Origin of the sequence: Streptomyces sp. NPDC087845, assembly GCF_044742755.1 — a bacterium.
GTDB lineage: Bacteria > Actinomycetota > Actinomycetes > Streptomycetales > Streptomycetaceae > Streptomyces.
In genome coordinates this window covers 213,293-239,654 of sequence record NZ_JBIUVC010000004.1, presented here as the reverse complement: position 1 = coordinate 239,654, position 26,362 = coordinate 213,293, and the positions used below count along the sequence as shown (strand labels likewise).

23 protein-coding genes, 3 tRNA genes and 1 pseudogene are annotated in these 26,362 nt (G+C 71.0%); 11 read left to right on the top strand and 16 right to left on the bottom strand.

Annotation, left to right across the window (positions count from 1 at the left end; genetic code table 11):
• Positions 1 to 69 precede the first annotated feature (69 nt).
• Positions 70 to 1,515, bottom strand: a complete 1,446-nt coding sequence (locus tag ACIOMQ_RS13105) for an FGGY family carbohydrate kinase (RefSeq protein WP_402188965.1) — start codon at positions 1,513 to 1,515, stop codon at positions 70 to 72.
• A 69-nt stretch (positions 1,516 to 1,584) separates the two neighbouring features.
• Positions 1,585 to 1,881: a YtxH domain-containing protein gene (locus ACIOMQ_RS13100; RefSeq protein WP_389796556.1), complete on the bottom strand. Its 297-nt coding sequence runs from the start codon at positions 1,879 to 1,881 to the stop codon at positions 1,585 to 1,587.
• Positions 1,882 to 2,064: 183 nt separating this feature from the next.
• Between ACIOMQ_RS13100 and ACIOMQ_RS13095 the strand changes: the two genes are divergently transcribed.
• The 5 genes from ACIOMQ_RS13095 to ACIOMQ_RS13075 all read left to right on the top strand — a co-directional run bounded on the left by ACIOMQ_RS13095 (position 2,065) and on the right by ACIOMQ_RS13075 (position 4,455).
• Positions 2,065 to 2,137 (top strand) — tRNA-Asn (locus ACIOMQ_RS13095).
• Positions 2,138 to 2,142: 5 nt separating this feature from the next.
• Positions 2,143 to 2,215, top strand: a tRNA-Asn gene (locus ACIOMQ_RS13090).
• Positions 2,216 to 2,460: 245 nt separating this feature from the next.
• Positions 2,461 to 2,534 (top strand) — tRNA-Ile (locus tag ACIOMQ_RS13085).
• A 558-nt stretch (positions 2,535 to 3,092) separates the two neighbouring features.
• On the top strand, positions 3,093 to 3,920 hold the full coding sequence (locus ACIOMQ_RS13080; RefSeq protein WP_362194315.1) for a glycoside hydrolase domain-containing protein: 828 nt from the start codon (positions 3,093 to 3,095) through the stop codon (positions 3,918 to 3,920).
• A gap of 262 nt (positions 3,921 to 4,182) precedes the next feature.
• On the top strand, positions 4,183 to 4,455 hold the full coding sequence (locus ACIOMQ_RS13075; RefSeq protein WP_402188963.1) for a hypothetical protein: 273 nt from the start codon (positions 4,183 to 4,185) through the stop codon (positions 4,453 to 4,455).
• Positions 4,456 to 4,472: 17 nt separating this feature from the next.
• On the opposite strand, the gene ACIOMQ_RS13070 is transcribed toward ACIOMQ_RS13075, so the two are convergent.
• The 4 genes from ACIOMQ_RS13070 to ACIOMQ_RS13055 all read right to left on the bottom strand — a co-directional run bounded on the left by ACIOMQ_RS13070 (position 4,473) and on the right by ACIOMQ_RS13055 (position 8,070).
• Positions 4,473 to 4,631, bottom strand: coding sequence for a hypothetical protein (locus ACIOMQ_RS13070; RefSeq protein ID WP_402188961.1), 159 nt, complete (start codon positions 4,629 to 4,631; stop codon positions 4,473 to 4,475).
• 463 nt (positions 4,632 to 5,094) lie between these two features.
• Positions 5,095 to 6,354 (bottom strand): MFS transporter, encoded by a 1,260-nt coding sequence (locus ACIOMQ_RS13065; protein WP_402189103.1) that lies wholly within the window; start codon positions 6,352 to 6,354, stop codon positions 5,095 to 5,097.
• Positions 6,355 to 6,362: 8 nt separating this feature from the next.
• Positions 6,363 to 7,517 carry a PLP-dependent cysteine synthase family protein gene (locus ACIOMQ_RS13060; protein WP_362194324.1) on the bottom strand — a complete coding sequence of 385 codons (1,155 nt, stop codon included), beginning with the start codon at positions 7,515 to 7,517 and terminating at the stop codon, positions 6,363 to 6,365.
• Positions 7,518 to 7,647: 130 nt separating this feature from the next.
• Entirely contained in the window at positions 7,648 to 8,070 is a 423-nt protein-coding gene (locus ACIOMQ_RS13055; RefSeq protein WP_401753245.1) for a hypothetical protein, read from the bottom strand.
• Positions 8,071 to 8,299: 229 nt separating this feature from the next.
• Here ACIOMQ_RS13055 and ACIOMQ_RS13050 point away from each other — a divergent pair, with 229 nt between their 5' ends.
• Entirely contained in the window at positions 8,300 to 8,596 is a 297-nt protein-coding gene (locus ACIOMQ_RS13050) for an SHOCT domain-containing protein (protein WP_362194330.1), read from the top strand.
• A gap of 259 nt (positions 8,597 to 8,855) precedes the next feature.
• On the opposite strand, the gene ACIOMQ_RS13045 is transcribed toward ACIOMQ_RS13050, so the two are convergent.
• From ACIOMQ_RS13045 to ACIOMQ_RS13035, 3 genes are all read right to left on the bottom strand, one after another.
• Complete coding sequence (locus ACIOMQ_RS13045) at positions 8,856 to 9,074, bottom strand: hypothetical protein (protein WP_402188958.1); 219 nt, start codon at positions 9,072 to 9,074, stop codon at positions 8,856 to 8,858.
• 562 nt (positions 9,075 to 9,636) lie between these two features.
• Positions 9,637 to 10,971, bottom strand: coding sequence for a glutamate-cysteine ligase family protein (locus tag ACIOMQ_RS13040; RefSeq protein ID WP_401937740.1), 1,335 nt, complete (start codon positions 10,969 to 10,971; stop codon positions 9,637 to 9,639).
• A 14-nt stretch (positions 10,972 to 10,985) separates the two neighbouring features.
• A complete protein-coding gene (locus ACIOMQ_RS13035; RefSeq protein WP_402188956.1) occupies positions 10,986 to 12,521 on the bottom strand; it encodes a flavin monoamine oxidase family protein in 1,536 nt (511 codons plus the stop codon).
• Between the two features lie 1,219 nt (positions 12,522 to 13,740).
• Here ACIOMQ_RS13035 and ACIOMQ_RS13030 point away from each other — a divergent pair.
• The 3 genes from ACIOMQ_RS13030 (at position 13,741) to ACIOMQ_RS13020 (ending at position 17,349) form a co-directional block, all read left to right on the top strand.
• Positions 13,741 to 13,923, top strand: a complete 183-nt coding sequence (locus ACIOMQ_RS13030) for a hypothetical protein (RefSeq protein ID WP_362194342.1) — start codon at positions 13,741 to 13,743, stop codon at positions 13,921 to 13,923.
• Positions 13,924 to 14,051: 128 nt separating this feature from the next.
• A complete protein-coding gene (locus ACIOMQ_RS13025) occupies positions 14,052 to 15,935 on the top strand; it encodes an ABC transporter ATP-binding protein (RefSeq protein WP_401263990.1) in 1,884 nt (627 codons plus the stop codon).
• A gap of 130 nt (positions 15,936 to 16,065) precedes the next feature.
• Positions 16,066 to 17,349: an MFS transporter gene (locus ACIOMQ_RS13020; RefSeq protein WP_401263988.1), complete on the top strand. Its 1,284-nt coding sequence runs from the start codon at positions 16,066 to 16,068 to the stop codon at positions 17,347 to 17,349.
• A 4-nt stretch (positions 17,350 to 17,353) separates the two neighbouring features.
• On the opposite strand, the gene ACIOMQ_RS13015 is transcribed toward ACIOMQ_RS13020, so the two are convergent.
• From ACIOMQ_RS13015 to ACIOMQ_RS13005, 3 genes and pseudogenes are all read right to left on the bottom strand, one after another.
• A complete protein-coding gene (locus ACIOMQ_RS13015) occupies positions 17,354 to 18,715 on the bottom strand; it encodes a carboxyl transferase domain-containing protein (RefSeq protein ID WP_362194351.1) in 1,362 nt (453 codons plus the stop codon).
• A complete protein-coding gene (locus ACIOMQ_RS13010) occupies positions 18,708 to 20,090 on the bottom strand; it encodes an acyl-CoA synthetase (RefSeq protein ID WP_402189101.1) in 1,383 nt (460 codons plus the stop codon). The genes ACIOMQ_RS13015 and ACIOMQ_RS13010 overlap by 8 nt, the downstream gene beginning before the upstream one ends.
• A 281-nt stretch (positions 20,091 to 20,371) precedes the next feature.
• Positions 20,372 to 20,613 (bottom strand): annotated as a pseudogene (locus tag ACIOMQ_RS13005) (MFS transporter); the annotation flags it as partial.
• A gap of 169 nt (positions 20,614 to 20,782) precedes the next feature.
• Between ACIOMQ_RS13005 and ACIOMQ_RS13000 the strand changes: the two are divergent.
• Positions 20,783 to 21,214 (top strand): Lrp/AsnC family transcriptional regulator, encoded by a 432-nt coding sequence (locus ACIOMQ_RS13000; protein WP_266733210.1) that lies wholly within the window; start codon positions 20,783 to 20,785, stop codon positions 21,212 to 21,214.
• Here ACIOMQ_RS13000 and ACIOMQ_RS12995 read toward each other — a convergent pair.
• The 4 genes from ACIOMQ_RS12995 to ACIOMQ_RS12980 form a co-directional block, all read right to left on the bottom strand.
• Positions 21,192 to 22,712, bottom strand: a complete 1,521-nt coding sequence (locus ACIOMQ_RS12995) for a GAF domain-containing protein (RefSeq protein ID WP_401264296.1) — start codon at positions 22,710 to 22,712, stop codon at positions 21,192 to 21,194. The two genes, ACIOMQ_RS13000 and ACIOMQ_RS12995, sit on opposite strands and share 23 nt — an antisense overlap.
• 116 nt (positions 22,713 to 22,828) lie before the next feature.
• Complete coding sequence (locus ACIOMQ_RS12990) at positions 22,829 to 23,866, bottom strand: rod shape-determining protein (RefSeq protein ID WP_362194358.1); 1,038 nt, start codon at positions 23,864 to 23,866, stop codon at positions 22,829 to 22,831.
• Positions 23,867 to 24,012: 146 nt separating this feature from the next.
• The gene (locus ACIOMQ_RS12985; protein WP_362194361.1) at positions 24,013 to 24,579 is read right to left on the bottom strand and encodes a hypothetical protein; all 567 of its coding nucleotides are present in this window, start codon (positions 24,577 to 24,579) and stop codon (positions 24,013 to 24,015) included.
• 83 nt (positions 24,580 to 24,662) lie between these two features.
• Positions 24,663 to 25,106, bottom strand: a complete 444-nt coding sequence (locus ACIOMQ_RS12980) for a MarR family winged helix-turn-helix transcriptional regulator (RefSeq protein ID WP_401263984.1) — start codon at positions 25,104 to 25,106, stop codon at positions 24,663 to 24,665.
• Positions 25,107 to 25,254: 148 nt separating this feature from the next.
• Between ACIOMQ_RS12980 and ACIOMQ_RS12975 the strand changes: the two genes are divergently transcribed.
• Positions 25,255 to 26,274 carry an NADP-dependent oxidoreductase gene (locus ACIOMQ_RS12975; RefSeq protein ID WP_362194367.1) on the top strand — a complete coding sequence of 340 codons (1,020 nt, stop codon included), beginning with the start codon at positions 25,255 to 25,257 and terminating at the stop codon, positions 26,272 to 26,274.
• The last annotated feature ends 88 nt before the right edge of the window (positions 26,275 to 26,362 follow it).

The window sequence follows — 26,362 nt, the reverse complement described above, 5'->3', positions numbered from 1 at the left end:
AGACCGAGTACACGAGCGGAAGATCGTTTTCCGCCGGTGTACCCGGTCCTGCCGCGCGCGGTGGGCGGCTCAGGGCGCGGAGTCGAACGCCCCGGGATGGATCTGGTCCCGCGTCGCTACGTACTGCTGGCGGACCGCCTGCCCGACCGCCAGCTCCTCGCCCGGCTCCAGCACCTGCGCCGCGGCGCCCTGCCAGGCCGGGGGAGTGAGCGGATCGGCCGTCCCCTGCGAGACCCCCAGCGCCCAGGCCGCCTGCCGGGCAGCGCCCAGCGCCGCGTACTCGGCGGGCTGCGGCACGACCACCTGCGTACCGAACAGCGCGGGTGCGAGCCCCTGTACGGCGGGCAGTTCGGCCGCCGCCCCCAGCAGGAACACCCGCCGCACCTCGGCACCGCGACCGCGCAGCACGTCGAGCGCGTCGGCCAGCGAGCAGAGCATCCCCTCGAACGCCGCCCGTGCCAGATGCTCCGGTTTCATCGATTCGCGCCGCAGCCCGCACAGCGTCCCCGCCGTGTGCGGCAGATGCGGGGTCCGCTCGCCCTCCAGATACGGCAGGAGCACCAGCCCGGAGGAGCCCGGCGTCGACTTCAGCGCCAGCGCGGACAGCTCCTCCAGCCCCTCCACGCCCAGCATTTCGGCGGTCCCGCGCAACGCGCGTACCGCGTTCGACGTGTACACCACCGGCAGATGCATCCCCGTCGCGTCCGCGAACGAGGTGATCATCCCGCTCTGGTCGGACAGCGCCTCGTGGTGCACCGCCATCACCGAACCCGAAGCGCCCAGCGACACCACCGCGTCGCCGACCCCGACCCCCAGCCCGAGCGCCGCTGCCATGGTCTCGCCGGTCCCCGCGGAGATCAGCAGCCCCTCGGGCGTCGTCCCGGCCGCGTCGGAGGGGCCGAGCACCTCGGGCAGCGCGGCCTGGTGGCCCAGGGCGAGCTCCACCAGATCGGGCCGGTAGGAACCACTGCCCGCCGACCAGTAACCGGTGCCGGACGCCGCGCCCCGGTCGGTGGTCCGCCGGGCCGGCCGACCCAGCAGCTGCCACACCAGCCAGTCGTGCGGCTGCAGCACCGAGGCCACGCGCTGGGCCGCCTCCGGCTCGGTCCGCGCCAGCCAGCGCAGCTTCGACACCGGCTGCGCGGACTGCGGCACCGTCCCGACCGCCTCGGCCCAGGACTGCCGCCCGCCGAGCCCGTCGACCAGATCGGCCGCGGCGACCTGCGCCCGCCTGTCGTTGCCGAGCAGCGCCGGACGGACGAGATTGCCCTGGTGGTCCAGCGGTATCAGGCCGTGCTGCTGCGCGGAGACACCGATGGCCTGCACGCCTTCGAGCAGCCCGCCGCCGGCGGCCTCACCGAGTGAGAGCAGCCATGCCTGCGGGTCGACCTCGGTGGCCTTCGCCTCGACGGGGTGTGCGGCGTACCCCCGGCGCAGCACCGCGCCGGTGTCCGCGTCGCAGACGACGATGTGCGTGAAGGCGGAAGAACTGTCCAAGCCGGCGACTATGCCCATGCGCACGATTCTGCCGCACCGCCGGAGTGTTTCCGTACCGGTGGTGCGGCGGGGGCGGGCGGGCCCCGGCTATGTGTTGGAGGTGCCCCAGTCGTCCTCGCCGTTCCGGCCGTACTGCCTGCGGTCCCGCAGCGAGCGCACCCGGTCGGCCACCGAGGCGGGCATCTTCTCGCCGACCGCGTGGCAGGCCCTGCCGGCCAGATCGCGACCGCTCTGCGCCGCCGACTCGGCGGTGTTGCGCACGGCGGGGTTCTCGGCGAACCGGCGTGCGGACTTCTTCATCTGCTCGTAGCGCTCGCGCCCGGCCCGCGTGCCGATCACGTATCCGAGGGCCAGTCCGGCGATGAACGTGAGCCGGTACCGCATGGCTGCCACCCTTCCTTGGCTGAGTGCGACGTGTGCTGCCCCGCCTACCCGCGGGCACCCGAGATCACCCCGGGCGATACCGATTGGCAAAGCACCCCCCTGCTTGCGCTAATGTATGTGTCGCAGCGAACGCACGCCGCCCGGCAGCAGCCAGGTAGGTGGGGTCCGGTGCAAACGCAGCAATCCCCTGTAGCTCAATTGGCAGAGCAGCCGGCTGTTAACCGGCAGGTTACTGGTTCGAGTCCAGTCGGGGGAGCGCGATCCCCTGTAGCTCAATTGGCAGAGCATTCGGCTGTTAACCGGAGGGTTACTGGTTCGAGTCCAGTCGGGGGAGCGGATCGGAGGAGGGCCCTGCGGGGTCCTTTTTCGTGTGCCCGTGGCCGTCCACCGCCGCGATGGGCGGCGTGGTGCGCATGGGGTTCACGTAACTCTTTCGCGTCCACTTCGCGCCGTCCGGAACCGCGCGCGGCGCGCCTCGGTCTTCATGGTCATGAGTAGCCGACCATCCGGAGCGAGAGATCGTATGACCGGCTATGCTGCGGCAGACGGCGCGCACACTTGTACGCGCCACGCCGAAAAGGGGCGGTAGCTCAGCCGGTTAGAGCAGCGGACTCATAATCCGTCGGCCGTGGGTTCGAGTCCCACCCGCCCCACCGAGCAACCCCAGGCAGAATCGTTCTGACCTGGGGAAACGCGTTTTTGTGGGGGCATTTCGCGTGCAGCGGACGCCTCACGAAGGTGCGGCGAACGTGAGCCTTCGCGCGTCAAAGAGGTCCCTTGGACGGCTGTGACCTGGCTTTTGTGGGGCGCGTCGGTGGGCGTCGATTGACGGTCCCACCCACCCCACCACGGGGTCGCCCTTGCCGGAACGTTCCCACTGTCTTGCGGGGTCGATCGTTGAGAGCGGCAACGACGACGTGCGGATCGTCCCAGATGCAGCGGCTCAGGGCAGTGCTCCAGGGGAAGCACTGTCGCAGGCCCACGCTTCGGGCCGAAAGTCGCGCGACATGGACTGTCCTGCGTCCGTCCCAGTCATGTCATCCGCGTCGGCTATTGTGCGATGCGCTTCGGCCTTCCGGAGCACAGATGCCGCGCCACTGTATGCGCGCGCTGCACCCGTGTCGCGGCAGGGCCCTGTCGCAGGTTCCTGCCGGTCGCCGTTCGTGGGTGCGCCGGATGCGGCCGTGAGCCGCAACTGAATGGGGTGGGGAATGTCCAGACACAGGCTGTCCAAGAAGGGCCGTTACATCGCGTGGGCGACTGCGGGTGTTGTCGGGGTCGCGGGTGCCGGGTTTGCGGCACAGACATCCATGGCAGCTACCGCTTGGCCTGCGCAGAAGACCTACACGGGCCGGGCGTTCGACACGTGTACCGCCCCCTCGCTCACTGCGATGAAGGCGTGGCACACGGGGTTCTACGGCGCCGCCGCCGTCTATATCGGCGGGAAGAACCGTGGCTGCGCCCAGCCCAACCTGACCAAGTCCTGGGTGAAGTCGGTCAGCGCCACCGGCTGGAAGCTGATCCCGCTCTACGTCGGCGCGCAGCCACCCTGCCAGAAGAGCGCGAACCCTGAGAAGTTCACCTCCTCCACGGCCGCCTCCGTCGGTGCGAGCAACGCCAAGGACGCAGTGGCCAAGGCATCAGCACTTGGGATGAAGGCCGGCAGCCCCATTTACCTGGACATGGAGCCGTACGACATCACCGACAAGGCGTGCAACGACGCCGTCCTGACGTACGTGCGCTCCTTCACCAAGACTCTGCGCAATGCCACTTACCGTGGAGGCTTCTACGGTTTCAGTAGTTCCAGCGCCAAGGCCATCGCCACCGCCACGAACAAGACGGACCTGCCAGGCAACCTCTGGTACGCGCTGTGGGACAAGAAGGACACGACCACCGCGGACTGGCCGTGGAAGCCGGCCCAGTTCACCGACCACAGCCGCGGCCACCAGTACATGGTCAACAGCAAGGAAACCCGCGGCGGCTACACCATCACCGTTGACCGCAACACATGGGACGCCCCGGTCGCGATCATCGGCTGATGGGAATGCGTGGTCGTTGACAGGCACCAAGGTGAGGGGCCGGTCAGTGCGTCGCAACCGGGCGAAGTCGTGATGGCTTGTATACGAAGGGATCGACGCGGCGCAGGTCGAAGTCGAGCGCCCGGCCGCCGATCCCTTCCTTGCTGCGCCATGGTGCTCGGCGGGCGGCCGGGGCCGCGGTCGACGACCCCCCTTTTTCTCCTTGTTGCCTTCAAATTTGCTTCACATGAGTAACGCGAAGGCATCAATGGACCGAGGAGCGGTGGGAGTTCACAGATATGCGCACGAGCCCGGGCGGTCAAGACCGGGCAGGGCCCTGCGCTACATAGCGGGCACCCTTGCTCTGGCGTTGTCGGCCACCCTGATCGACGGCGCCGGCTCGGCGATCGCCGAGGCACCTCAGGCCCCCGCCGCGCCGAAGGAGACGGCGGCGACCCAGGCCGCGGACATCCCTTCCGCGCGCGTCGCCGTAGCTGTCGTCGCACGCCCGCCAGGGGTTGCGGGACAGTCCTTCGAAACAACGCCGTTCAGTTAGGGCGGAGCTGGGTAGCGTCAAGCGTCCGTGGTGAGCATGGTGATGGTGACCTTGTAGGCGGCCCGGTCGATGGCAGGTCCGGGGGGCTGGCAGTACAGAGCAGTGGAGAGCGGCAGGCCACTGCAGCCTGCCCCGGCACGGAGCAGCCCCGGCTCGGTCGAAGCGGTGACTGGCATCCGGAGGGCCTCCGTTACGGAACGTAACCATGTGTGGCGGGCAGGGATCAGCCTGGCCTGTGAAGCCCACTGCAACGCGGGGATGGTCCGGCATCCCGCGTCCGCAAGGGCGTGTTCACGCTGTCGATCCCGCGCCCGCAGAGATGGTCCGCGGGACTCCCGGACCGTGATCGGACGTGACGAGTCGCCCCGCGCCCGCGGGGATGCTCCCGTACCCCGGAGCCCACGACCCAGCCGCCGCGTCGACCCCGCGCCCCCGGGCCGGCCAGCCGGTACCCGTCCCGAGACGAAGATGGCTTCTGGTCAGGCGGCGATCTCTCTGCATGCGTTCGCGACGCCGCGTCGCCTTCACCGCCCACGGCGAGCGGAGGTGCCGGGCCGCACTCGGCTCGCCTGCGCGGGGCACGTCCACGCAGCGAGAGAGCGATGAGCGGCCCGGACGCCGTTCCGTGCGGTGGCCGGGTCAGACGGCCAGGGGCACGGGTGCCGGGGTGCCGATGCGGCCGGCGCGCGCGAGTCCGTACACGGCGCCGGCGCAACCCAGCCCGGTCGCCGTCAGCACCGCCCAGGTGAGCCACAGCGCGTGATGGGCGGCGGCGAAGTCCCACAGCGCACCGGTGGCCAGGTTCCCCAGCGTGATACCGAGGCCGGAGACGGTGTTGTAGAGGCCGTAGTGCGTGGCCACCAGCCGGTTGCCGGAGAGGGCCACGACGGTGTCCATCTCCAGCGGGTAGACCACCGCACCGCCCGCCGCCAGCAGGACGACGGCCGCCGCCAGGGCCGCCAGCTCGGCCGGGGTCTGCCACATCCCCGTTCCGGCGGCCTGCGCGAGGGCGAGCGGAGTGAACGCCAGGCCCATCGCGGCCAGCCCGCGCACCATCGCCTGCGGGCGGCTCCACCGCGCCTTCGCCCAGGCGGTCAGCCTGAGCTGCCCGGCGACCGCCACCGCGGCGGAGAGCACGAACAGGCCGCTCGTGGCCTTCGTGCCGTCCGCGCCGAGCGCGGCACCGGCGGCCATGGGCAGGGCCAGGTAGACCTGGAAGGTCAGCACGTAGGAGCCGATCATCGCGAGCGAGAACAGCAGGAACGGCCGGTTGGCCACCACCTGGCGCCACTGTGCGAGCACCCCGCCCGCGCCCCCACCGTCCTTGGCGGCGGTGGCGCGGCGGGCCGGCAGCGCACGGCCCTGGAGCACGGTGAGCGCGGCGAAAATGGTGGCGGCGACGGTGCACACCAGACGGAAGTCGGCTGCCAGCAGGGCGAGTCCGACCACGGGGCCGAGCAGCATCCCGGCCTGGTAGTAGACGTTGAACGCGGCGAAGGCGTCCACCCGCCGCTCGCCGGCCTCGGCGGCGAGGTAGGCGCGTACGGCCGGGTTGAACAGGGCCCCGGCGAACCCGGTGGCCGCCGACGCGGCCACCAGCGCGGGCACGCTGTCGACCCACCCCAGCAGGGCGAACCCGCCGGTGCGCAGCAGACAGCCGGCCATGATCGGGGCCTTGTAGCCGAAGCGGTCGGCGATGGTGCCGCCGATCAGGAACATGCCCTGCTGGGAGAAGTTCCGCACCCCCAGCACGAGCCCGACCGCCCAGGCCGCCAGCCCCAGTTGCCCTGCGAGGTGAGCGGCGAGATAGGGCATGAGCATGTAGAACGCGAGGTTGATGGCGAACTGGTTCACCATCAGCAGCCGTACCGCCGGAGAGAAACTCCGTGCCGTCGCCATCAGTGCCTTCACCGGGTCACCCCCGCCGGCCCGAGCTTCTCGGCAGCCGTACGTGTGGTCCCGGCCAGGGGATCGAGGACCGCCGTGCAGCGGCTCCAGCGGACGACGACCCGCTCACCGGGATGCGCCAGCTCGTCCGGCTCGGCGGCGGGTTCCTGGCCGAGCAGCTGGTGGGTACGGCACCAGGCGTCGTCGAAGACCGTACCCACATACCTCTGCGGGCCGTCGGGGAACACCGCGGCGATCCGCGTCTCCGCCGCCGATGCGGCGGCAAGCCGGCGGGCGACCAGCGCGACCGCACCCACGCTCCACCCGCCCGTCGCGTACCGGGCCTTCGCCAGGGCGCGGGCCGACCAGACCGCCTCACCGGCGGCGACCCAGTGCACCTCGTCGAACAGGGCGTAGTCGACGTTGCGCGGGTAGATGCTGGAACCCAGCCCCCGCATCAGCCTCGGTGCGGCGGGCTGACCGAAGATCGTGGAGCCGCAGGTGTCGACCCCCACGATCCGCAAGGCGGGGAAGAAGCCGCGCAGCACCCGGCCGATGCCGGCCGAGTGCCCGCCGGTGCCCACGCTCACCACCAGCGTGTCGATGCGGCCGAGCTGGGCGACCAGCTCGTGGGCCAACGGGGCGTAGGCGGCCACGTTGTCGGGGTTGTGGTACTGATCCGGACACCAGGCGTCCGGCCGTGTCGCCAGTAGCTGGTCGACCTTCTCGCGGCGGGCCTGCTGCCAGCCGCCCACCGGATGCGGCTCGGTCACGCCATGCAGTTCGGCGCCGTAGGCGGTGAGCAGGCCGCGCATCAGCGGCTCCATGCCGGGGTCGGTGACCACCGCCACCGGATGCCCGAACGTCACCCCGGCCAGCGCCAGGCCCAGGCCCAACGTGCCGGAAGTGGACTCCACGATCGGCGCTCCGGGCAGCAGCTCGCCGCGTTCGCGTGCGCGGGCCACCATGTACAGAGCGGTCCGGTCCTTGATCCCGCCAGGGTTTTGGCCTTCGAGTTTCGCCCAGAACCCGTGGCCGGTGGTGGTGAACGGCTCACCGACCCACAGCAGCGGGGTGTCGCCGACGAGTCCGGCCGGCGTTTGCGCGGCTGGTCCGGACGCGGGCAACTGGGCAGGTGAACAGGCAGAGGTGGTGCGGGTGTACGGAGATGTCATCGCGTGTGGTCTCCCGCGACCTCGCCCTTCGGCGGGCCGCGTGATCGTGACGGCTGTTCAGGACGCGCGGACGCCCGCGGCACGACGGGGCCATCCGGCCACACCCGTCACGCCGCGCGGCGTGTCCCGATCACGTCCGCCACACCCCCAGCACCGCCCGCACCCGTTGCTGCTCGCCGTGATCCCCGGGCGCGCCCTCCACCGGCGCTCTCCGCCGGGCAACCGCCAGCGGCTCCGGCTCCACCGTGCTCGTGGACGCCATCACCTCCGGCGCCGGTGCCACGTACACGTCCCGGGACAGCACACTCGGGTCGTCGCCCCCCGTGCAGTCGGCGAACCGCAGCCCCTGCTCCCCGGCGACCGGAGCGGACACCGGACTCGACGCCGGCACGGCGATCACGGCCGCAGCCGCGACGGGAAAGGAGTCGGACATGGCCGCGCGCCCGAACTCGGGCCCATGGGCGCAGGCCAACACGTGCACGAGAGCGGCCAGCACCACAGCGAGGACCGCTGGGAGCGTGGACGACCGGGAGTGACGCCGCATCACGAGCACATCACATACCGTACCTGGTTGGTCACCCAAAGTGTTTGCCGGGTCCGGTCGCCCCGCAGCTGCTGTTCGTGCTCTTCACGACCCTGCACCGGCCTGCCGTCCGCGGGCACGACCGGCAGGTCCGCTCTCTCGTCCACTTCGTTCAGGCGAGAGGGAAGATGGAACGTGAGGCTCTCTGCGGGCGCCGGGCCCGCACCCCCACCGGACGAACAAGGGGGAGTGATCTTCGATGATGTTCTGGTACCACCGCGGCATGGGCGGGTGGGCCTGGTTCGCGATGACGTTCGGCATGATCCTCTTCTGGGTGCTGATCATCATCGCCGTGGTCCTGCTCCTGCGCGCGTTCAGCCGGAGCCATCCGGTCGGCGGCCGGCCCCCTGCCGCGCCCGGATGGCCCGAGCCCGGCCCGTCGTCCGCGGAGCGGATCCTCGCCGAGCGGTACGCACGTGGTGAGATCGACGACGACGAGTACCACCGTCGCATGGCCACCCTCCGCGGCTCCCCACCCGGCTCGGGCGAGCCATGACCCGGCTCGGCCCGCCTCGCGGGCTTCCGGCGTGACTGCGCTCCGTGCCCCTGGCCGATCGCCCGGTCCGGAGAACCCGTCGGCTGAGGGCGGTCCGGAGACGGGCCGACGTGTACGTGCCGTGCCATTCGGTTCATCACACGCAGTGATCCGAGCGGCGAGCAGGGGAGCGGGGGAACGAGGATCGGCGCAGGGTGCCCAGGGTTCTGTTCTCCGGTGGCCGGCCGGGGAAGCGGCCGGCCACCGGGCCACGAAGTGATCAGGTCCTGGGACGTCGGTAGTTCTTGACGTAGTCAGGGGGCCCGACGGTCATCCCCGACTCGGCCTTCGGAGGGCTGTAGACCTCGTGGACAGGGATGAGCCCCCGCCACGCGCTGTCGTGCGAGGTGTCTTCCTGGATCGGACCGCACTCGGGGGAGTCCGCTGCGAAACCCGCGCGGGTTTTGACGGAAGCCTCGGTGACCTCGATGCTCAGCACCGCCGGTGAAGTCCAGTTCCTCCTTCGGCTGCCTGGGGTCGCCCCAGCGGTGCGGGACGACCTGTTCCGACTGGACGCGGAGGGCTTCGAACTCGCCCAACGCCCTGACGAGTGCGGGGATGACGTCCTCGGCCGCCGTGCGGCCGCCCCGGGGTACCCCGGCCTGCGGGCTGCCCCGGGCGACCACGGAAGTCGTCGACGAAGAGGCCGACGTGGATCAGCGGGGCGAACCCGGAGCCGGGACGAGCGGCGGAGGCTTCCTGGCGGCAAACCGATGCCTCGGGCTCTGTACGGCGCCCTGAAGATCCTGCGCGGCCTGCACGAACGCCGCGAGAGCGGCACTGTCGTCCAGTGGGAACGTGTGACGGGTCGCTGCGGCGGTGACCCTGTGGGGTCGTCCGGACTTCTTTTCTCACCCATCGATGACCGGCCGGCCTGCGACGGCTGACCGTGCACGGATCAGCTGGATCCGGCATGGGACGAGTGGCTCGTCGCGGTGCACCCGGAGAAGACCTCTCGGCTCCGCCGCACCGAGCGACGGCACCTGGAGGGTGTCGGGGGATCAGACCCGGAATGCCTGCACATACCGTTGCGGGTCTTGGCGCAGATCGGTGTCCCAGCGTTCCAGGGTCTGTTCCGCGAAGGTCCGTCCTGTGGTGAGGATTTCGTCGAGCGGGTCGAGGTGGTCCACCACCTGTGTGGGTTCGAGACCTGCTGCGACCCGGGCCGTCAGGCCCTGGCGCGCGAGGCGTACCAGTTCGGTGGCGAGGTCATGGACGCGGTCGTTGCCCAGTTTCGTCCGCAGTCCTTGGCGCGGGAGGTTGTGCAGGGCATCGTCGTGGTCCCGCACGGTGTAGTGACTGAGCAGGTTCCAGGCGGCGTCGCGTGAGGGGGCGTGGTAGCTGAGGCCCACCCACAGGGCCGGCACGGCTGGGATGTGGTGGTGGTGCGGTCCGTCGGCGCCGCGCAGTTCGAGGGTGCGGCGGACATGGACGTGGGTCCAGATCTGCGACAGGTGAGCGGTCCAGTCGTGCATCGTGGGCATGGTTCCGTCGTCGAAGCCCTTGTCCAGGACGGTGGCGAAGGGGCGGTCGGGAGCCGCGCGGTATCTTCCGTCGGCGGACCGGTGGTAGAGCATGGGAACGTGCAGGGCCCAGTCGATGACGTCTTCGACGCTGACGTCCGGGCGCAGGGCAGGGGGAAGCGTGCCGCAGCGGCGTGGGTCCATGCGCAGCCACGCGTCCGAGCGGTGTGACAGGAGTCCGTTCGAACGCCCGGCTTGTAGGGGTGAGTTGACGAACAGCGCAGCAACTACGGGTGCGGCGGCTGTGTGCATGCGTAGTTTGCGGGTGAAGTCCTGCGGGTTCAGGCAGTCCACGTGGACCTGGGTGGAGAGTGATGTCGTCATGATCTGCGGGGCACCGCTCCCGGCGGTTCCCAGGCGCTGGAAGAAGTCGCGCATGAGTGCGCCCCGGGTGGAGGGCACCCAGTTCATGGTGGAGGGGTCGTCGAAGGGGAGGTTGGCGCCGGGCAGGAGAGCCAGGCCGAACCGGCCGACGAGCTCCGCGAGCCGTTGCAAGGTGTTGCGCGCGTCATCCACCGCACTCTGCAGGTTTGGTGCGGGGGCGGACGAGTACTCCACCTGTCCACCGTGTTCGAGGGTGATCTGGGTGCCGTCCTCAAGTCGGATACCGGTCAGGAGACCGGCATCCTCCAGGCGCTCGCCGCCCCACTCCTCAAGAAGTGTCTCCAGGACTGCCAGGGTGCCGTTCTCGCCCCGATAGGGAGTGGCGCGTCCGGTCTCGGGCGTGACGAGACCGGACTCGATCTCGATGCCCACCTGCTCCGTCGCGGCCGGCGACGGAGCCATGACCGTGGAGAGGTCGTCGTGGGTCAAGGCGGGTTTCCTGGTCATGCTGCCCCCACTGGCGTAGCGGTCGATGTGCGCTGTTGCATGCCGAGCAGTCGGCTGACGACGCTCAGGGCTGACTGCGCGGCGCCTTGACACCATGCGTGCGCACCGGACAGGTGTTCACCGGCGAAGAACACCCGGGGGTCCTCGGCGGGGTGGGGAGAGCCGAGCGCTTCGAGATGGCGGCCGTGTTCTCCCGGTCTCAAGTGCGCGAAAGCGCCGCCTCCCATTCCTGCCTGCTCGCCCCAGTTCCAGTGGAAGATGTCGTCGACGTCTTCGGTGATGCCGGGGTGGAGCTGTTCCAGACCGTCCAGGACCAGGCGGTCACGGTCGGCGGACGGCATCGCGGCGAAGCGGCGGGCGTTGGCCCCCCAGAGGTAGGCCCCGAGAAGTGCTGTGGGCGCTTCGGAGCGCTGCGGATCCTGGGCAGTCCAGCGTGGTGTGAAGCCGGCGGCATTCTCTCTTCCGGGGCGGGCATTGTCCGAGGGGTACCAGCACTGCTGGATCGCCAGGTCGGTGAAGCTGCCCCCGCCGAACAGGCCATCGCGCGACTCCCATCTGCGCCGCGTCAGGTGCAGCAGGGTCTTGGAGCTGCTGGCGTAGCTGATGCCGCGGATGGCCTGGCGCTGTTGGTGGGGCAGGCCGGGCCGGAACGTCATCCGGTCAAGCGCGGGAGCAGGAACGCAGCAGATGACGAAATCGAAATCCCTGTCGAACGACGTTCCCATCCGTGTGCCCCGCACTGTCGCCCCTCGGCCGGTCAGAACGATCTCTCTGATGTCGGTGGACAGCTGGACCGTGCCCGGGAGCAGCCGCCCCACGAACGCGCGCACCAGGGAATCCATCCCGTCAACCAGTTCCACCTGGCCGGTGTGGAACAGGCCGAAGTGGTCGACGAGGACCTCCAGCAAAGAGGACTGCTCGTAGTGAACCAGACCTGTGGCGTGTCCCACGAAGTCCCAGGCGTCTTTTGACAGGTGTTCGTGCGCAAACTGCCACAGTGATACCGACATGAGTCGGCCGAGAGCCGGATCATCCCACTGACCTTGCAGCACGCGGCGCTGCTGCCCGAAGTCCAGCGTTTCCCATACAGTCCGCAAAAGGCGGTCGAGAAGCAGAAAAGGAGGCTCCTTCTCGGTGCTTCGCAATTCAAAATCGGGAAAGAGGTGATGTGTGTCGAAAATCCGAACCCGCCGCCCCCGCAAATGGTAGTAAGCGGCCGGGTTGGAGTTGATGAAGGGGCGAACCCCCAAGCCGAACTCTTGAACATAATGCAAGACGCAGTGGTGATTGTCAGGAATGCGCATCGCCCCTAACTCCGCGTGTGTGCCGTCCCAGAACCGATGGGTGCGCACCCGGCCGCCCGGCTGACTCGCCCCCTCGTACACCACCACGTCGTAACCGCGCTGCTGCAACTCATAGGCCGCCACAAGCCCGGCGACACCGGCACCGATCACAGCGACCTGCCCCAAATCACCGCCCATGCGTGCCCGCTCCCGAAGTTCGGAAGGGAATGCGAAGCTTTCATCAAACATGAGGGTTCCTCTCTGCCGGCCTGAATCGGACCGATCTGTTCTCCGTATCCCGCCGACACGCCACAGCTCCTATGGGTAATTCTGGCTCTGGCACGCTCTCGCGCAGCGGCGCGCCGAGCAGTACACCACTACCCGACGAACGGGATCAAGGCCACGTCGCCCGAAAAGGAGCAGGAACACCCGCCCTTACGTCTGTCACTCTCACCCTTTCCCGGGGCCAAACGGGCAAGATCAAGAGATCGATACGATTATGCCGTTGCCCCGACGGGCAGGAGTGGAACGCATCGGAACGGAAGTCTTCACACGATCACGAGTCACTGCTTCGTGGTCGGGCCGGTGACGGATCAGGTGACCGCGCCGACACACTGCCTTCGGAGTAGAGGCCTCCGGTAAACCCGCAGAGGAAAGCGGAACAGCTCCCTCGGCCGGAGGTCCGGAGGGCGAAGTGCCGCTCCGGCGGGAGGCGGGACGGGCCCGGCCGTCATCCTCGGTGCCGAGTCCCTGGCCACCGGCGGCGGCGACGGCGGGTGGCGGCTTGCAAGGAAATCGAACAAATACCCTAACCGAGTCCATGGTGTCGCCCTCGCTTCCGCAGGACTTGCTGAGCCCCCCCAGGTGGCCTGTCGGACGTATCCGGTTACGGAACGTGGTTCGCTGTCTGTGGTCGGCGGACGTCCCGACGGCCTTTGACGGGGGCGTTCGGCGTCGTACGCCTCCTCCTTCGCCCGAATGGCACGCGTCTTGGGCGGCAGTCGCACCGGTGTCACTGCCCCCCTGTGCCGTGCTCGGCATCCCGCGGGGCGGTCGCCTCACCGCATCGGATCAAGCCGGTCGAGGAGGACGGAGCGGATCGAATCGGATGGAGATGTCCGGTTCATCGGCGAAACCGCAGGTGAAATGGGTCACCGGGATGCGCCGGCACCGGTCGCGGCTCCGGACCGGCGCCGAGTGGCCGCACCGCCGCCCGGCGGGTCGTCCGCCCGACCCCTCGTGCCGTCAGGTGGCGTACGGGAGGCCTTGTTTGCGTGTGGCGGGGCGCGACTTCGCAAGGCATCCGGAGAGTCACTTGTGGCAACGCTCTGAAGGTTTACGGTATTTCGTGAAATATGTTCGAAATGCGGCTTGTACGGGTTGTTGGTCGCAGAGGGCAGTCGTAGTGTCGGTAGTGCCGCAGCAAGAGCAAGGAGCGGCACAGCGTAATCCTCCAGAGGAGGCGAAGATGAAGGTACGCAGCATCTTCGACCACAGGGACAGGGATCACGGCGACTACGGACGCGGACGCGGCCGTGGCGGCGGCGGCGACTATGGACGCGGACGTGGTGGATACGGACGTGGCCGGGGCTATGGCGACTTCGGTCGTGGCGGCCGCGGCGGCCGTGGTGGCGGCGACTGGGGCTACTGACCAGCCATCCCTGACACCATCCCCAAATCGAGGCAGGCTCGTGCTCCGGCGCGGGTCGGCCTCGCAGGTTTGGGGTCCGCGCCTATGGAGATGGTCCATAGTCCGAGCACTTCTGTGACGTGACGCCCATGCGCCTGCGCAGCTCGCTTAGGGGCCAAGCGCCCTCCGAAGAGACCTCTCAGGACTCGGTGACGGACGTACCGATCCGCACCGATCCCATCAGCATCTTGGTGGCGTTCCGCCGCTTCTGGCCACTGACCGTGGGAGACCGGCGCTGGCTCGTCCTCATCTTCGTGTGCGCCGTCCTCGCCGCCGTCGCCGAGACGATCACCGTCCTGCTCTTCGCCGAACTCACCGACAAGGCCCTCCAGACCGGCTCGATCAGCGCCTTCTGGAAGCCGGCGGGCCAGTGGCTCGCCGTGGCCGCCATCGGAGCCGTGGTGGGGTACCTGGGCAACTCGATCGCGGCCTGGGTCGCCGAACGCTTCGTGATGCGGCTGCGGGCCCGTGTCTTCAGCCACCTCCAGACCCTCCCGCCGCACTTCTACCAACGCAATCGCCGCGGCGACCTGGTGGAGCGGCTGACCGGTGACGTGGAAGCCATCGAAGCGCTCGTGGTCTCCGGCATCGTCGGGGCGGCCTCCGCCCTGTTCAGCACGCTCTTCTACGCCGCCGCGGCCCTGTGGCTGCGCTGGGACCTGGCCCTTGCCACCTTTGTCATGGTGCCGCTCTTCTGGTTCACGACCCGTTGGTTCACCGGGCCCCTGCGCGCGGTCTCCCGGCGCGGCCGCGCGGCCGACGGCGCCGTGACGGCGGTGGTCGAGGAGACGCTGGTCAACGTGGTCATGACGCAGGCGTACAACAGGCAGCCCGACGAGGAGGCGCGGCTCTTCGGCAAGGCACGCGTCCGGATGAGGACGGCGGTGAGGGCCGTCCGCCTCACCGAGTTCTACGAGCAACTCGTCGAAGTCCTCGAAACCGTGTGCGTCCTGACCGTCATCGGTCTGGGGGTCTGGGAGATCTCCGCGCACCGGATGACCCTCGGGCAGCTCCTGGCCTTCGCCGCCTTCATCGGCTACCTCTACCCGCCGATCCGCTCCCTGGGCCAGCTCGGCCTGACGGCCACCGCCGCGACCGCGGGAGCCGAACGGCTGCTGGAGATCCTCGACGCCCGGCCCGCCGTCACCGACCCGGCCGCTTCCGTGCCCGACCCGCCCCGGAGCCGTGCGTTCGGCGAGGTGGAGGCGCGCCAGGTCCTCTTCCACTACCCCGACAGCGGCGAGCCCGTGCTCCGGGACCTCTCGTTCACCGCGAGTCCCGGAGAACTGCTGGTCATCACCGGCCCCAGCGGCGCGGGCAAGTCGACCCTGGCGGCTCTGCTGCTGAGGTTCTACGACCCGGACGCCGGCAGCGTGCGGCTCGACGGTGTGTCCGTGGACCGGCTGCCGCTGACCTACCTGCGCCGCAACATCACGCTGCTGCCCCAGGAGACGCTCGTCCTGCACGACACCATCGAGGAGAACATCGGTTGTGGACGCAGCGATGTGACACACCGTGACGTAGTGGAGGCCGCGCGGGCGGCCGACGCCCACGCCTTCATCCGGACATTGCCGGAGGGATATGACACTGTCATATCCACGGGTACGTCCCGGCTCTCCGGCGGTCAGTTGCAGCGCATCGCGATCGCCCGCGCCATGCTGCGCGACGCACCCGTGCTCCTGCTCGACGAGCCCACCACCGGACTGGACAGGCTGGCCGCGCAGCGCATCCTGGCGCCGCTGCGGCGTCTCGCCGAGGGACGCACCACCATCGTGATCACCCACGACCTGGCCCTTGCCGCGGACGCCGACCGCATCCTGGTCCTGGACGAGGGACGGCTGGTGGAATCGGGCACCCACACCCAACTCCTGGGCCGCAAGGGCCTGTACGCCACCCTGTTCGAGCGCCGTGTCCCACCCCGCAACGGCACCGTCTACCCGCCCGCCCGCACGTCGGGAATCCACTGGCGGTAAGCGGACGTGGACGCGGACGGCGCCCAAGTGCGCGCCCGGCCGGGCCCCCTGACCCGGAGGCCCGGCCGGATACGGGGCGCACCCGAGGGCGGCCGGACCGTCGGACGCACGCCGGTCGTTACCATCCGCTGTGACCGAAACAGCCGACGCGGCCGACGCAGCCGAAGAACCCGCCCACCGCACACGCATATTCGCCGACCTGACACCCCTGCGGACCTCCCCCGACTACCGGCGGCTCTGGTTCGGAAACACGGTTTCCTGGATCGGGCAGGGGATGACGGCACTCGCCGTCTCGCTCCAGGTCTACGACATCACCGGCTCCGCCTTCTCGGTCGGGCTCATCGGATTCTGTTCGTTCCTGCCACTGGTCGTCTTCGGGCTGTACGGCGGGGCCGTCGCGGACACCATCGACCGGCGCAAGCTGGGGCTCGCCAGCTCCGCGGGGTCGTTTCTCCTCTCCGTCGGGCTGGTCGCCGCCGCCGTCGCCGGGGTGGAACAGGTGGGACTGCTGTACGCGGTCGTCGCCCTGCAGGCGGCCTGCTTCGCGGTCAACTCACCGGCCCGCAGCTCGATGATCGCCCGGCTGCTGCCGGCCGAGCAGCTGCCCGCCGCCAACGCCCTCAACTCCATGACCAGCACCACCGGCACGCTGGTCGGGCCGATGCTCGGCGGGATCGTCGTCGGCTGGTGGGGATACCGGGCCGCGTACACCGTCGACGCCGTCACCTTCACCGCCTCGCTGTACGCGATGTGGCGGCTGCCCTCGATGCTGCCGGAGCGGGCGGAGGGCGCGGGCGGCAAGCGCGCGTCCGTCGCGGACGGGCTGCGTTTCCTGGGGGCCAGGCCCAATCTGCGGATGACCTTCTTCACCGATCTGTGCGCCATGGTGCTGGCCCATCCCCGGGCGCTGTTCCCCGTCGTCGCCGTGGTCTGGTACGGCGGCGACGCGAAGACCACCGGGTTGCTGGTCGCCGCCCCCGCGCTGGGGGCGCTGCTCGGCGGGGTGTTCTCCGGATGGCTGGGACGCGTCCGCCGCCACGGCCTCGCCGTACTCCTCGCCGTCGCCTGCTGGGGTACCGCCATCGCGCTCTTCGGGCTGACCCGGCAGCTCTGGCTCGGGCTGATCTTCCTGGCGCTCGCCGGGTGCGCGGACACCACCTCGATGGTCTTCCGGAACACCATGCTCCAGGCGGCCGTGCCGGACGAGATGCGAGGACGGCTGCAGGGCGTGTTCATCGTGGTCGTGGCGGGCGGACCGAGGCTCGGCGACTTCCTGGCCGGATCGTTCGCCGACCTGACCTCGCCCGGCCTGGCGGTGACCGGCGGCGGGATCGCCTGTGTCGTCGCCGTGGCGCTGCTGGGGCTGCGGTGGCGCGGGTTCGCGCGGTACGACGCGGAGAACCCGCGGCCCTGACGGCTCAGCCCCCGGGCGGCAGCGGCTGCACGACGGACCGGGCGAAGCCCAGCTCCACCAGGTCCTGGGGGCGCAGCCGCAGCTGGTCGGCCGTGGCGTGCACCTCGTCCGGGGCGCGTTTCAGGATCGCCGCGGCGAGTTCCGGGGCGATCACCGAGAAGTAGCTGTCCCGGGTGACATGGGTGTTCCCCGGTGCCGCCAGGGCCAGCGCGCCGCCCGAACCGCCCTCGCCGATCACCAGCGTCGTGACGGGGACCCGGGCCCCGGCCATCGCCGCGAAGGCGTCGGCGATGGCCGCGCCCGCGCCCGCCCGTTCCGCCTCGGCGTCGTTCGCCGCGCCAGGGGTGTCGATCAGGGTGAGCACGGGAACACCGAGCCGGTCGGCCAGCCGGATCACCCGGGCCGCCGTGCGGTAGCCGGCCGGCCGGGTCGCGGTGCCGCACTGGGCGACGTACGCGATCGTCCGGCCGCCACGCCGCCCGAAACCGCAGAGCAGCCCCGGGTCCGTACCACCGCAGCGGTCGCCGCTGAGCGGGAGCCGGTGGTCGAAATACGCGTTCAGGTACGCCTCGGCGCGCGGCCGCGAGGGAGAGCGGGCCTGCCGGACCGCGTCCCAGCCGGTCACCGGGAGACCGGCGGCGGAAAGGGCGTCCGGCACCGGGGCGGCATCCGGGGCCGGGGAGCCGGAGACGTGCAGGGCCCGCAGCCAGTGGGCCAGGGTCTTCGGGAGCTCGTCCGGCGGGACGACGGCGTCGATCTGGCCGGCGGCCAGCTGGCCCTCGGCGGTGTACGCGTGGGGGTCCGCGCCGGCGGGCCGTACCCGGGAGCCGGCGAACCCGATCTGGGCGCCCGGCAGCGCCAGGATCACATCGGCGCCGGCGCCCAGCGTGGCCCAGCCGCCGCCCGTCGTCGGGTCGCGCACCACCGCGAGCTGTGCGGGGCCGGACGCCCGCAGCCGCGCCGAGGCACGGGCCACGCGCTGCAGCTGGGTCAGGGCGACCATGCCCTCCTGCATCCGGCTGCCGCCCGTCGCGATGAGCGAGACGAGCGGCAGCCCCCGGGTCCGGGCCGCCGCGTACGCGGCCTCCAGCCGGTCCCCGGTGCGCTGCCCGAGCGAACCGCCCAGGAAGCCGAACTCGAACGAGAGCAGGACACAGCGCAGGCCGCCGATCGTGGCGAGGCCGTGGACGACGGACTCCTCCTCGCCGGTACGGGCGGTGGCACGGGCCCGGGAGTCCGCGTACCCGGCCCAGGAGAGCGGCCCGTCCCCGGCGGTGCCGCGGCCGGGGACGGCGGGCTCGGTGATCTCCTCGAACCCGGTGGTGACGGCCGCGATCGCCGCCCTCGCGGTCGGCCGGTCAGGCATGGAGCGACCGCTTCATGATCTTGCCCAGGTCGTTGCGGGGCAGCGCCTGAAGGTAGCGGACCGTGCGCGGGCGCTTGTGCGGGGACAGCTGGGCGGCCACATGGTCCGCGAGCTCGTCCTCGGCCGGGGGCGCGGCGGGGTCGGCCGGCACCACCCAGGCGACGATCCGCTCGCCCAGATCCGGGTCGGGTTCACCGGTGACGGCGGCCTCGCGGACGCCGGGGTGGTCGAGGAGCGCGTTCTCGATCTCACCGGCGCCGATCTTGTATCCGCCGCTCTTGATCAGATCGGTGGCCTTGCGGCCGACGATCCGCACATAGCCGTCGGTGTCGCGGGTGGCCATGTCCCCGGTACGGAACCAGCCGTCCTCGGTGAGTGCGGCGGCGGTGGCGTCGGGGCGGTTCAGGTAGCCGGTGAAGAGGTTCGGGCCGCGTACCTGGATCTCGCCGATGGTGTCGGGGGCGGTGAGGACGGTGCCGTCCTCCTCGACCAGGCGGAGGCTGACGCCGCGCAGGGGTGCGCCGACCGTGCCGGGGCGCGGTTCGCCGTCGGCCCGGACGCCGGTGTTCATCAGGGTCTCCGTCATGCCGTACCGCTCCACGACCCGGCGGCCGGTCGCCGCCGCGATCCGCTCGTGGTCGTGGACCGGCAGCGCGGCCGAGCCGGACACCAGCAGCCGGGCCCCGGCCAGCGCCTTCGCCAGCCCGGCCGCACCGGGGCGGGCGCCGTCGAGGGCCTCGGCCAGCCGGTGGTACATCGTCGGTACGCCGAAGAGCATCGTGCCGCCGGACGACAGCTCCCGGGCCACCCCTTCGGTGGAGAACCGGCCCAGGTGCCGCACCGATCCGCCCCGGCGCAGCGGCCCGAGCACGCCCAGGACCAGACCGTGCACATGGAACAGCGGCAGGGCGTGGACGAGTACGTCGTCACCGGTCCACTGCCAGGCGTCCTCCAGCGCGTCCAGTGACGCGGCGATCGCCCGCCGCGGCAGGACCACGCCCTTGGGCGGGCCCGTGGTGCCGGAGGTGTAGACGATCAGCGCGGGGGACTCGGGGGAGGGCTCGGGGAGTGTGGCGCCCGCCTCCCCGGCCGGGGCCGTGTCGACATCGATACGGGCCGGCGCGTCCAGCACCGGCGGGAGGACGTCGCCCGGAGCGGCGAGCACCACGTCCGGTGCGCTGTCGGCCACGATGTGCCCGAGTTCGCGCGTCCCCGTCTTCGGATTGAGCGGCACCGCAGGCACCCCGGCCCGTAGCGCGGCCACGACGGCGACCACGGTCTCGGGCGTGGGCGTGGCCCAGACGGCGACCCGCCCGGCGCCGGTGAGGCGCGCGGCGAGCGCGGTGGAGGCGGTGGCCAACCGGTCGTACGTCATGGAGTGTTCGCCGAACCGGACGGCTTCCCGGACGGAACCGTCATCCGGCACACACAGAAGAGGAGTCACCCACCGCACCCTAAGGGCTGTCCGCCCGTGCCGAACCGGGAATCCAAGCCTGTTCCGTCGCGAAGCGGGCTAACCGGCGCGGCCGTCCGGCCCGTCCGGCGTTCGAGGACGGACCGCCACCGGTCCGGGCCCGCGCGGCGCCGGGCCGCCCGAGTGTTCCGGAACCGCGGCGGTGGGGCGCGCGAACCCGTGCGCGGCCGGGCCCTACTCCCGTCGGTGAGCGCGCCCACCGGGATCCGGCCCAGCGAACCGACCAGTACCGGCACCGCGACCAGCAGTGACTGCTCGAACGAGCCCAGGCCGAGCCGGTCCTTGTACTCCCCGGACATGGGCGCGATCAGATTCCAGGCCCAGAAGGCCGGCCCGAAACCGACCGTGGCCATCACGAGGTTGCGGCAGGCGGCTGCGGACACCGCGCCCACCGGGCGGGGGACTGGTCGACGGCTGTATCCACCCCCTCAGTCAAGAGCGGGCACAAGCCGCGGGCCCGCCGGGATGCTCCGTGCGGGGCAAGGCGGCCGGAGCCGTCGACGCCCGGGACGGGACGGGGCCCCGGTGCGCCTCGTGAAGCCGTAAACCGGAGATAGAAGTCGTAAACCGGACATAACTGAGACAATCGCAGTATGGACCGTCTGGACAGGGAGATTCTCGGCATCCTCCAGGAGGATGCCCGGATCTCGTACCGCGATCTGGGCGTACGGGTCGGGCTCAGTGCCAATGCCGCGGCCGACCGGGTGCGCCGGCTGCGGCGCGACGGTGTCATCCGCGGCTTCACCGTGATCATCGATCCGGCCGCCGACACCCGCACCGGCCTTGTCGTCTTCATCGACGTGACGCTGCGTATGGACACGACGAACGAAGTGTTCGAACGGGCGGTGCTCGCGCTGCCCGGCATCACCGAAGTGGTGCATGTGACCGGCGGCCACGACTACCTCGTACGGGCCACCGTCGCCGACACCGCTGCCCTGGACGGACTGCTGCGCAGACTCAAGCGGGAGGCCGGTGTCGCCCACTCCAACACCCGCGTCGCGCTCAGAGCGGCTCCTGCCAGATGACGGTCGACGAGCGCGAGCCGTCCTCCTCGCGGCCATCGTCGGCGACCGACAGCCGGACCGCGGCCCGCCCGTCCGGCAGCACGGCCGCCGCGTCCACCTCCACCTCGATCGCCGACACCCCGGCCCGCCGGTGCGCGGCGGCGAGCGCACTCCGCAGCGCGGCCAGCAGCCGGCCGTCCACGGGCTCCCCGACCAGCGCGTCGACCGCCCCGTTGAAGTGCACCGACGGCTGGAAGCCGAGGACGGCGGCGGCGCCCCCGGTCTCCCGCAGCACCCGGCCGCGGAAGGTGGCGGGGACCTCGGCGGGCGGCTGCTGGAGGGCGAAGATCGCCGTCCGCACCTCCTGAATGGTGGAGTCCAGTTCGTCGACGGCCTTGCCGAGCAACTCGTCCGTCTCCGGGGCGGGGGCCCTGCGGCGGGTCGACTCCAGCATCATCTCGGTCGCGAACAGCCGCTGGACGACGAGGTCGTGCAGATCGCGGGCGATCCTGTCCCGGTCCTCGTACACCGCGAGCTGCTCCCGGTCGTGCTGGGCGTCCGCCAGGACCAGGGCGAGCGCGGCCTGCGAGGCGAACTGCGAGGCCAGCTGCCGGTCCACGGCCGTGTACGGGCGCGCGCCGCGCCGCCGGGGCAGGGCGAGGGTGCCGATCAGCCGCCCGCCGCTGCGCAGCGGCAGCATCATGCTGGGGCCGAACCGCGACCGCACATGCGTCGTCATCCGTGGATCGGTCGCCGAGTCCTCGATGAACACCGGTTCGCCGCCCAGCAGTTGGACCAGCACGGCGGAGCCGGGCTCGATGGTCGTACCGACGATCCCCGCCGGGTCGTCGAGCGTGGACGCGGTGACGATCTCCATCCCGCCCTCCTCGTTCGGCTGGAGGATCACCCCGGCGAAGGCGTCGGCGAGCGCTCTGGCCTCCTCGGCGACGGTCATCAGCGCGTCCGCCGCGTTCCCGCCAGTCAGCAGGGTCGTGGTGACGGCGGCCGCCCCTTCGATCCAGCGCTCCCGCTGCCGGGCCGCCTCGTACAGCCGGGCGTTGCCGATCGCGATCCCGGCCTGCGAGGCCATCACCCTCAGCAGCGCCAGGTCCGTATCGGTGAAGCGGCCGGTGCCCTTCTCGGTGAGGCAGAGGTTGCCGAACACCTGGTTCTGCACCCGGATCGGTGCCCCCAGGAAGGAGCGCATCGGCGGATGGCCGGGCGGTACTCCGCAGGAGCGCGGGTCGGCGGTCAGATCGTCGGAGCGCAGCGCCCGCTGCTCGGCGACGAGGACGCCGAGCATCCCCGCGCGTCCGCCCGGGAGGCGGCCGATGCGTTCCCGCGCAGCGTCGCCGAGGCCCGAGGTGAACAGCTCGCTGATGGTGCCGTGCTCGGGGTCGAGTACGCCGAGCGCGCCGTACCGGGCCCCGGTCAGCGCGGTGGCGGTGTCCACGATCTGCTGGAGCGTGGCCCGCAGTTCGAGATCGGTGCCGACGCTCAGCACCGCCTCCAGGAGCATCGGCAGCCGGGGCGCCTGCGGGCCGCCGCCCGCCTCCTCGCCGGGGGCCGCCGCGGCCGGGCGCGCCGCCACCCCGTTCTCCGTCTCTTCGGTCATACGCGCACCCCCCGCGGTGCTCAGCAGGCCAGCGGGTCGAGGACCAACGGCTCGATCTTCCCGTCCAGCATCGCACCGAGCCCCAGTACGGAGCAGACGTCGGGCCGTTCCGCGATGTGCACGGGCATGCCCGTCGCCTCCCGCAGCATCCGATCGAGACCGGGCAGCAGCGCGCTGCCGCCGACCATCATGATCCCGCAGTCGACGAGGTCGGCCACCAGGTCGGGCGGGCAGTCGCGCAGGATCTTGCCGAGGCCGTCGAGCACCGCGGTCAGCGGCGCGTGGATCGCCTTGCGCACGGCGGCGGTGTCGACCTGCACCGCGCGGGCCAGACCGGTCGCCACGTCCCGGCCGTGGATCTCGGTCGTGGCGGGCCCGTGCGCGGTCAGACCGCTGCCGCTGAGCGCCAGCTGCAGCGGCCGTACGGCCTGGCTCGGCAGCATCAGCTCGTGGTGCTGGCGCAGATACTGGATCACCGCGTGGTCGATGGCGTCGCCGCCGATGGGGATGCGTACGGCGGACACGATCGAGCCGAGCGAGAGCACCGCGATCTGGGTGGTCGCCGCTCCGCACACCATGATCATGGTGGCGGTCGGCTGCTCGACGGGGAGCCCGCAGCCGACGGCCGCCGCGATCAGGGTGTCGACCAGCTCGACCCGCCGGGCGCCCAGCCCCACCAGCGTCTCGACGGTGGCCCGCTGGGCCAGCGGATCGCTGTCGTGCGGCGTGCAGGCGGCGGCCCGCAGCCGGGGCTTGCGGCGCAGCTGGCGGCGGAGCTTGTCGCCGAGCAGCTGGCGGAGCATGCGCTGGGCCATCTCGATGTCGATGACGGTTCCGCCGGTGACCGGGCGGACCACCCGGATGTAGTCGGGGGTGCGGCCCGTCATCTGTTCGGCGAGTGCGCCGACGGCGATGAGCGAGCCGGTACGGGTGTTCATGGCGGCGGCGCTCGGCTCGTCGACGACGAGCCCGAGTCCCTTGACGTACACCCGGGTCCGGGCGGCGCCGAGGTCGACGGCGACATGGCAACGGCGCAACTGCTCAAGGCTGACGGTCACGGCAGGTTCTCCCGAGAGCACTGAGGGGGTTCCGGCGGCAGCCGGCTGTCCTCGCATCGTGCGCCGTTCGGAGTCGTCGCGCGCGTCGGGATGAGCCGTAGGAGGTACGGAGCTGACGGAGTGACAGCGCGCGGGGTACGGGGAGGTCAGCCGGGCAGCAGTCGCTGGAACAGCCCCCAGGTGAACTCGGCGACATACGGCTCGCCCGAGCCCGGCGCGTCGATCGCGAGCGCCCACCGGGTCGGCGCGCTGCCCTCCATCGGGCGGGCCGGTGCGAAGGCCCGTGCCACCTCGTCCACCGTGCCCGACCAGGGCCGCAGATCCTCGACCGTACGCAACTCGGGGCCCGGTGCCCCCGGCGCCCGGACCAGCCACTCGTTCCATACGGCCCCGCCCGGCGCGACCATCACCTCGAACCGCAGATCCGGCCAGAGCGGCACCGGCCACAGCAGCGCGTCGCACTCCAGATCGCCGATCGTGCGGCGCATGGACGACTCGGGCTCGCCGAGCACCGAACGGTAGCGGCGCAGGGCGCCCCGCCCCCGCGGCGCCCGCACCATGGCCTGCCAGCGCCGGTTGGCCTCCCGCATCTCGGCGAGCGAGGCGCTCAGCTCCTGCCGGGCCCCGTCGACGAGGGCGGGCTGGTGGTCGGCCATCCGGCGCAACAGGACGAGCTGGAACTCACGGGGGCCGAAAGGCGCGGGCGCGGTCATGGGACCAACGGTTCCATACGGGATCCGCGCCCGGGAGGTCTTCCGCGCCGTACCGCGGCACCGCCCGGCCCCGCGCCGGGTGCTCAGCCGCGGCGCGGGGCCGGCTCACCCAGCATCCGCCGCAGCAGGTCCCGCAGCACCGCCCGGTCCTCGTCCGACAGCTCGGCCAGCGGCTCCCGGGCGAAGGTGAGCGAATCGCGCAGCTGCTGCGCCGTCCGCGTGCCCTTCTCCGTCGGGGCGGCCAGCTTCACCCGCCGGTCGGCCGGGTCCGGCCTGCGCTCCACCAGTCCGCGCGTCTCCAGCCGGTCGACGATGCCGGTGACATTCGACGGCTCGCACTTCAGCTTCTGGGCGATCCTGCGCATCGGCATCGGCTCCAGCGAGAGCAGTCCGAGGACGCGCGCCTGGGCACCGGTGAGGGAGTGGGCCGCCGCGGCCTCGTCGTACTCCTCGTAGTAGCGCGCCACGACGGTACCGATGAGCTCGACGACTTCGAGGGTCAGAGGGTCTGTGCGGGTGGTCGCCATGACATCCACGATAACCGGTTACTTGACAATATGAAATATTCAGGAGCATGGTTGTTTCACGTCCTTAAATATCTCTGCTTCGCCGCCGGTCCCGGCCGGGCCGGGCGAAGCCCCCCACTCCGTGAGACATCGAGGAGACCCCGAGCCCATGTCTGCAGCACTTCCCGCGTCCAGCCGTGAATGGCACCTCGTCGCCCGCCCCCACGGCTGGCCGAAGGCCGAGGATTTCGCCCTGCGTGAGGCCCCGGTCACCGCTCCCGGCGAGGGCCGCGTCCTCGTCCGCAATCTGCACTTCTCGGTCGACCCGTACATGCGGGGAAGGATGAACGACGTGAAGTCGTACACCCCGCCCTTCAAGCTCGACCACCCCATGGACGGCGGAGCGGTCGGTGAGGTCGTCGCGTCGAACGCGGAGGGCATCGCGGTCGGCGACCACGTTCTGCACGGCCTCGGCTGGCGTGAGTACGCCGACGTCCCGGCCGAGCACGCCGTGAAGGTCGACCCGTCGCTCGCCCCGCTCTCCGCCTACCTCGGCGTGCTCGGCATGACCGGCCTCACCGCCTACGCGGGCCTCTTCGAGGTCGCCTCCTTCAAGGGGGGCGACGCCGTCTTCGTCTCCGGCGCGGCCGGTGCGGTCGGCAGCCAGGTCGGCCAGATGGCGAAGCTCAAGGGCGCCTCGCGGGTCATCGGCTCGGCCGGTTCCGACGAGAAGGTCAAGCTCCTCGTCGAGGAGTACGGCTTCGACGCGGCCTTCAACTACAAGAACGGACCGGTCGTCGAGCAGCTGCGCGAGGCCGCCCCCGAGGGCATCGACGTCTACTTCGACAACGTCGGCGGCGAGCACCTCGAAGCCGCGATCTCCTCGCTCAACGTGCACGGCCGCGTCACCGTCTGCGGAATGATCGCCCAGTACAACGCCACCGAGCCGACCCCCGGCCCCCGCAACCTCGCCCTGGTCATCGGCAAGCGGCTGCGCATCCAGGGCATGCTCGTCAGCGATCACGCCGCGCTCCAGCCGCAGTTCGTCCAGGAGGTCGCCGGCTGGCTGGCCTCGGGCGAGCTGAAGTACCGCGAGACCTCCGTCGAGGGCATCGAGAACGGCTTCGACGCCTTCCTCGGCCTGCTGCGCGGCGAGAACACCGGAAAGATGATCGTCTCCCTCGCCTGACAGCAGCCCCGGCGCACCCGTTAGTCTCATCCACAGGCCGTCGCGATCGTGGGCGCGAGTCGCGGCGCACAGCAGAAGGATCACCCGG

Coding starts and splice junctions, on each gene's coding strand:
- ACIOMQ_RS13065 (WP_402189103.1), bottom strand. CDS start 6,354: ATGGCGACGGCACGGAGTTTCTCTCCGGCGGTACGGCTGCTGATGGTG.
- ACIOMQ_RS13035 (WP_402188956.1), bottom strand. CDS start 12,521: ATGTTTGATGAAAGCTTCGCATTCCCTTCCGAACTTCGGGAGCGGGCA.
- ACIOMQ_RS13080 (WP_362194315.1), top strand. CDS start 3,093: ATGTCCAGACACAGGCTGTCCAAGAAGGGCCGTTACATCGCGTGGGCG.
- ACIOMQ_RS12975 (WP_362194367.1), top strand. CDS start 25,255: ATGTCTGCAGCACTTCCCGCGTCCAGCCGTGAATGGCACCTCGTCGCC.
- ACIOMQ_RS13015 (WP_362194351.1), bottom strand. CDS start 18,715: ATGCCTGACCGGCCGACCGCGAGGGCGGCGATCGCGGCCGTCACCACC.
- ACIOMQ_RS13030 (WP_362194342.1), top strand. CDS start 13,741: ATGAAGGTACGCAGCATCTTCGACCACAGGGACAGGGATCACGGCGAC.
- ACIOMQ_RS13100 (WP_389796556.1), bottom strand. CDS start 1,881: ATGCGGTACCGGCTCACGTTCATCGCCGGACTGGCCCTCGGATACGTG.
- ACIOMQ_RS12985 (WP_362194361.1), bottom strand. CDS start 24,579: ATGACCGCGCCCGCGCCTTTCGGCCCCCGTGAGTTCCAGCTCGTCCTG.
- ACIOMQ_RS13000 (WP_266733210.1), top strand. CDS start 20,783: ATGGACCGTCTGGACAGGGAGATTCTCGGCATCCTCCAGGAGGATGCC.
- ACIOMQ_RS13105 (WP_402188965.1), bottom strand. CDS start 1,515: ATGGGCATAGTCGCCGGCTTGGACAGTTCTTCCGCCTTCACGCACATC.
- ACIOMQ_RS12980 (WP_401263984.1), bottom strand. CDS start 25,106: ATGGCGACCACCCGCACAGACCCTCTGACCCTCGAAGTCGTCGAGCTC.
- ACIOMQ_RS13060 (WP_362194324.1), bottom strand. CDS start 7,517: ATGACATCTCCGTACACCCGCACCACCTCTGCCTGTTCACCTGCCCAG.
- ACIOMQ_RS13070 (WP_402188961.1), bottom strand. CDS start 4,631: ATGCCAGTCACCGCTTCGACCGAGCCGGGGCTGCTCCGTGCCGGGGCA.
- ACIOMQ_RS13050 (WP_362194330.1), top strand. CDS start 8,300: ATGATGTTCTGGTACCACCGCGGCATGGGCGGGTGGGCCTGGTTCGCG.
- ACIOMQ_RS13010 (WP_402189101.1), bottom strand. CDS start 20,090: ATGACGTACGACCGGTTGGCCACCGCCTCCACCGCGCTCGCCGCGCGC.
- ACIOMQ_RS13025 (WP_401263990.1), top strand. CDS start 14,052: ATGCGCCTGCGCAGCTCGCTTAGGGGCCAAGCGCCCTCCGAAGAGACC.
- ACIOMQ_RS12995 (WP_401264296.1), bottom strand. CDS start 22,712: ATGCTCCTGGAGGCGGTGCTGAGCGTCGGCACCGATCTCGAACTGCGG.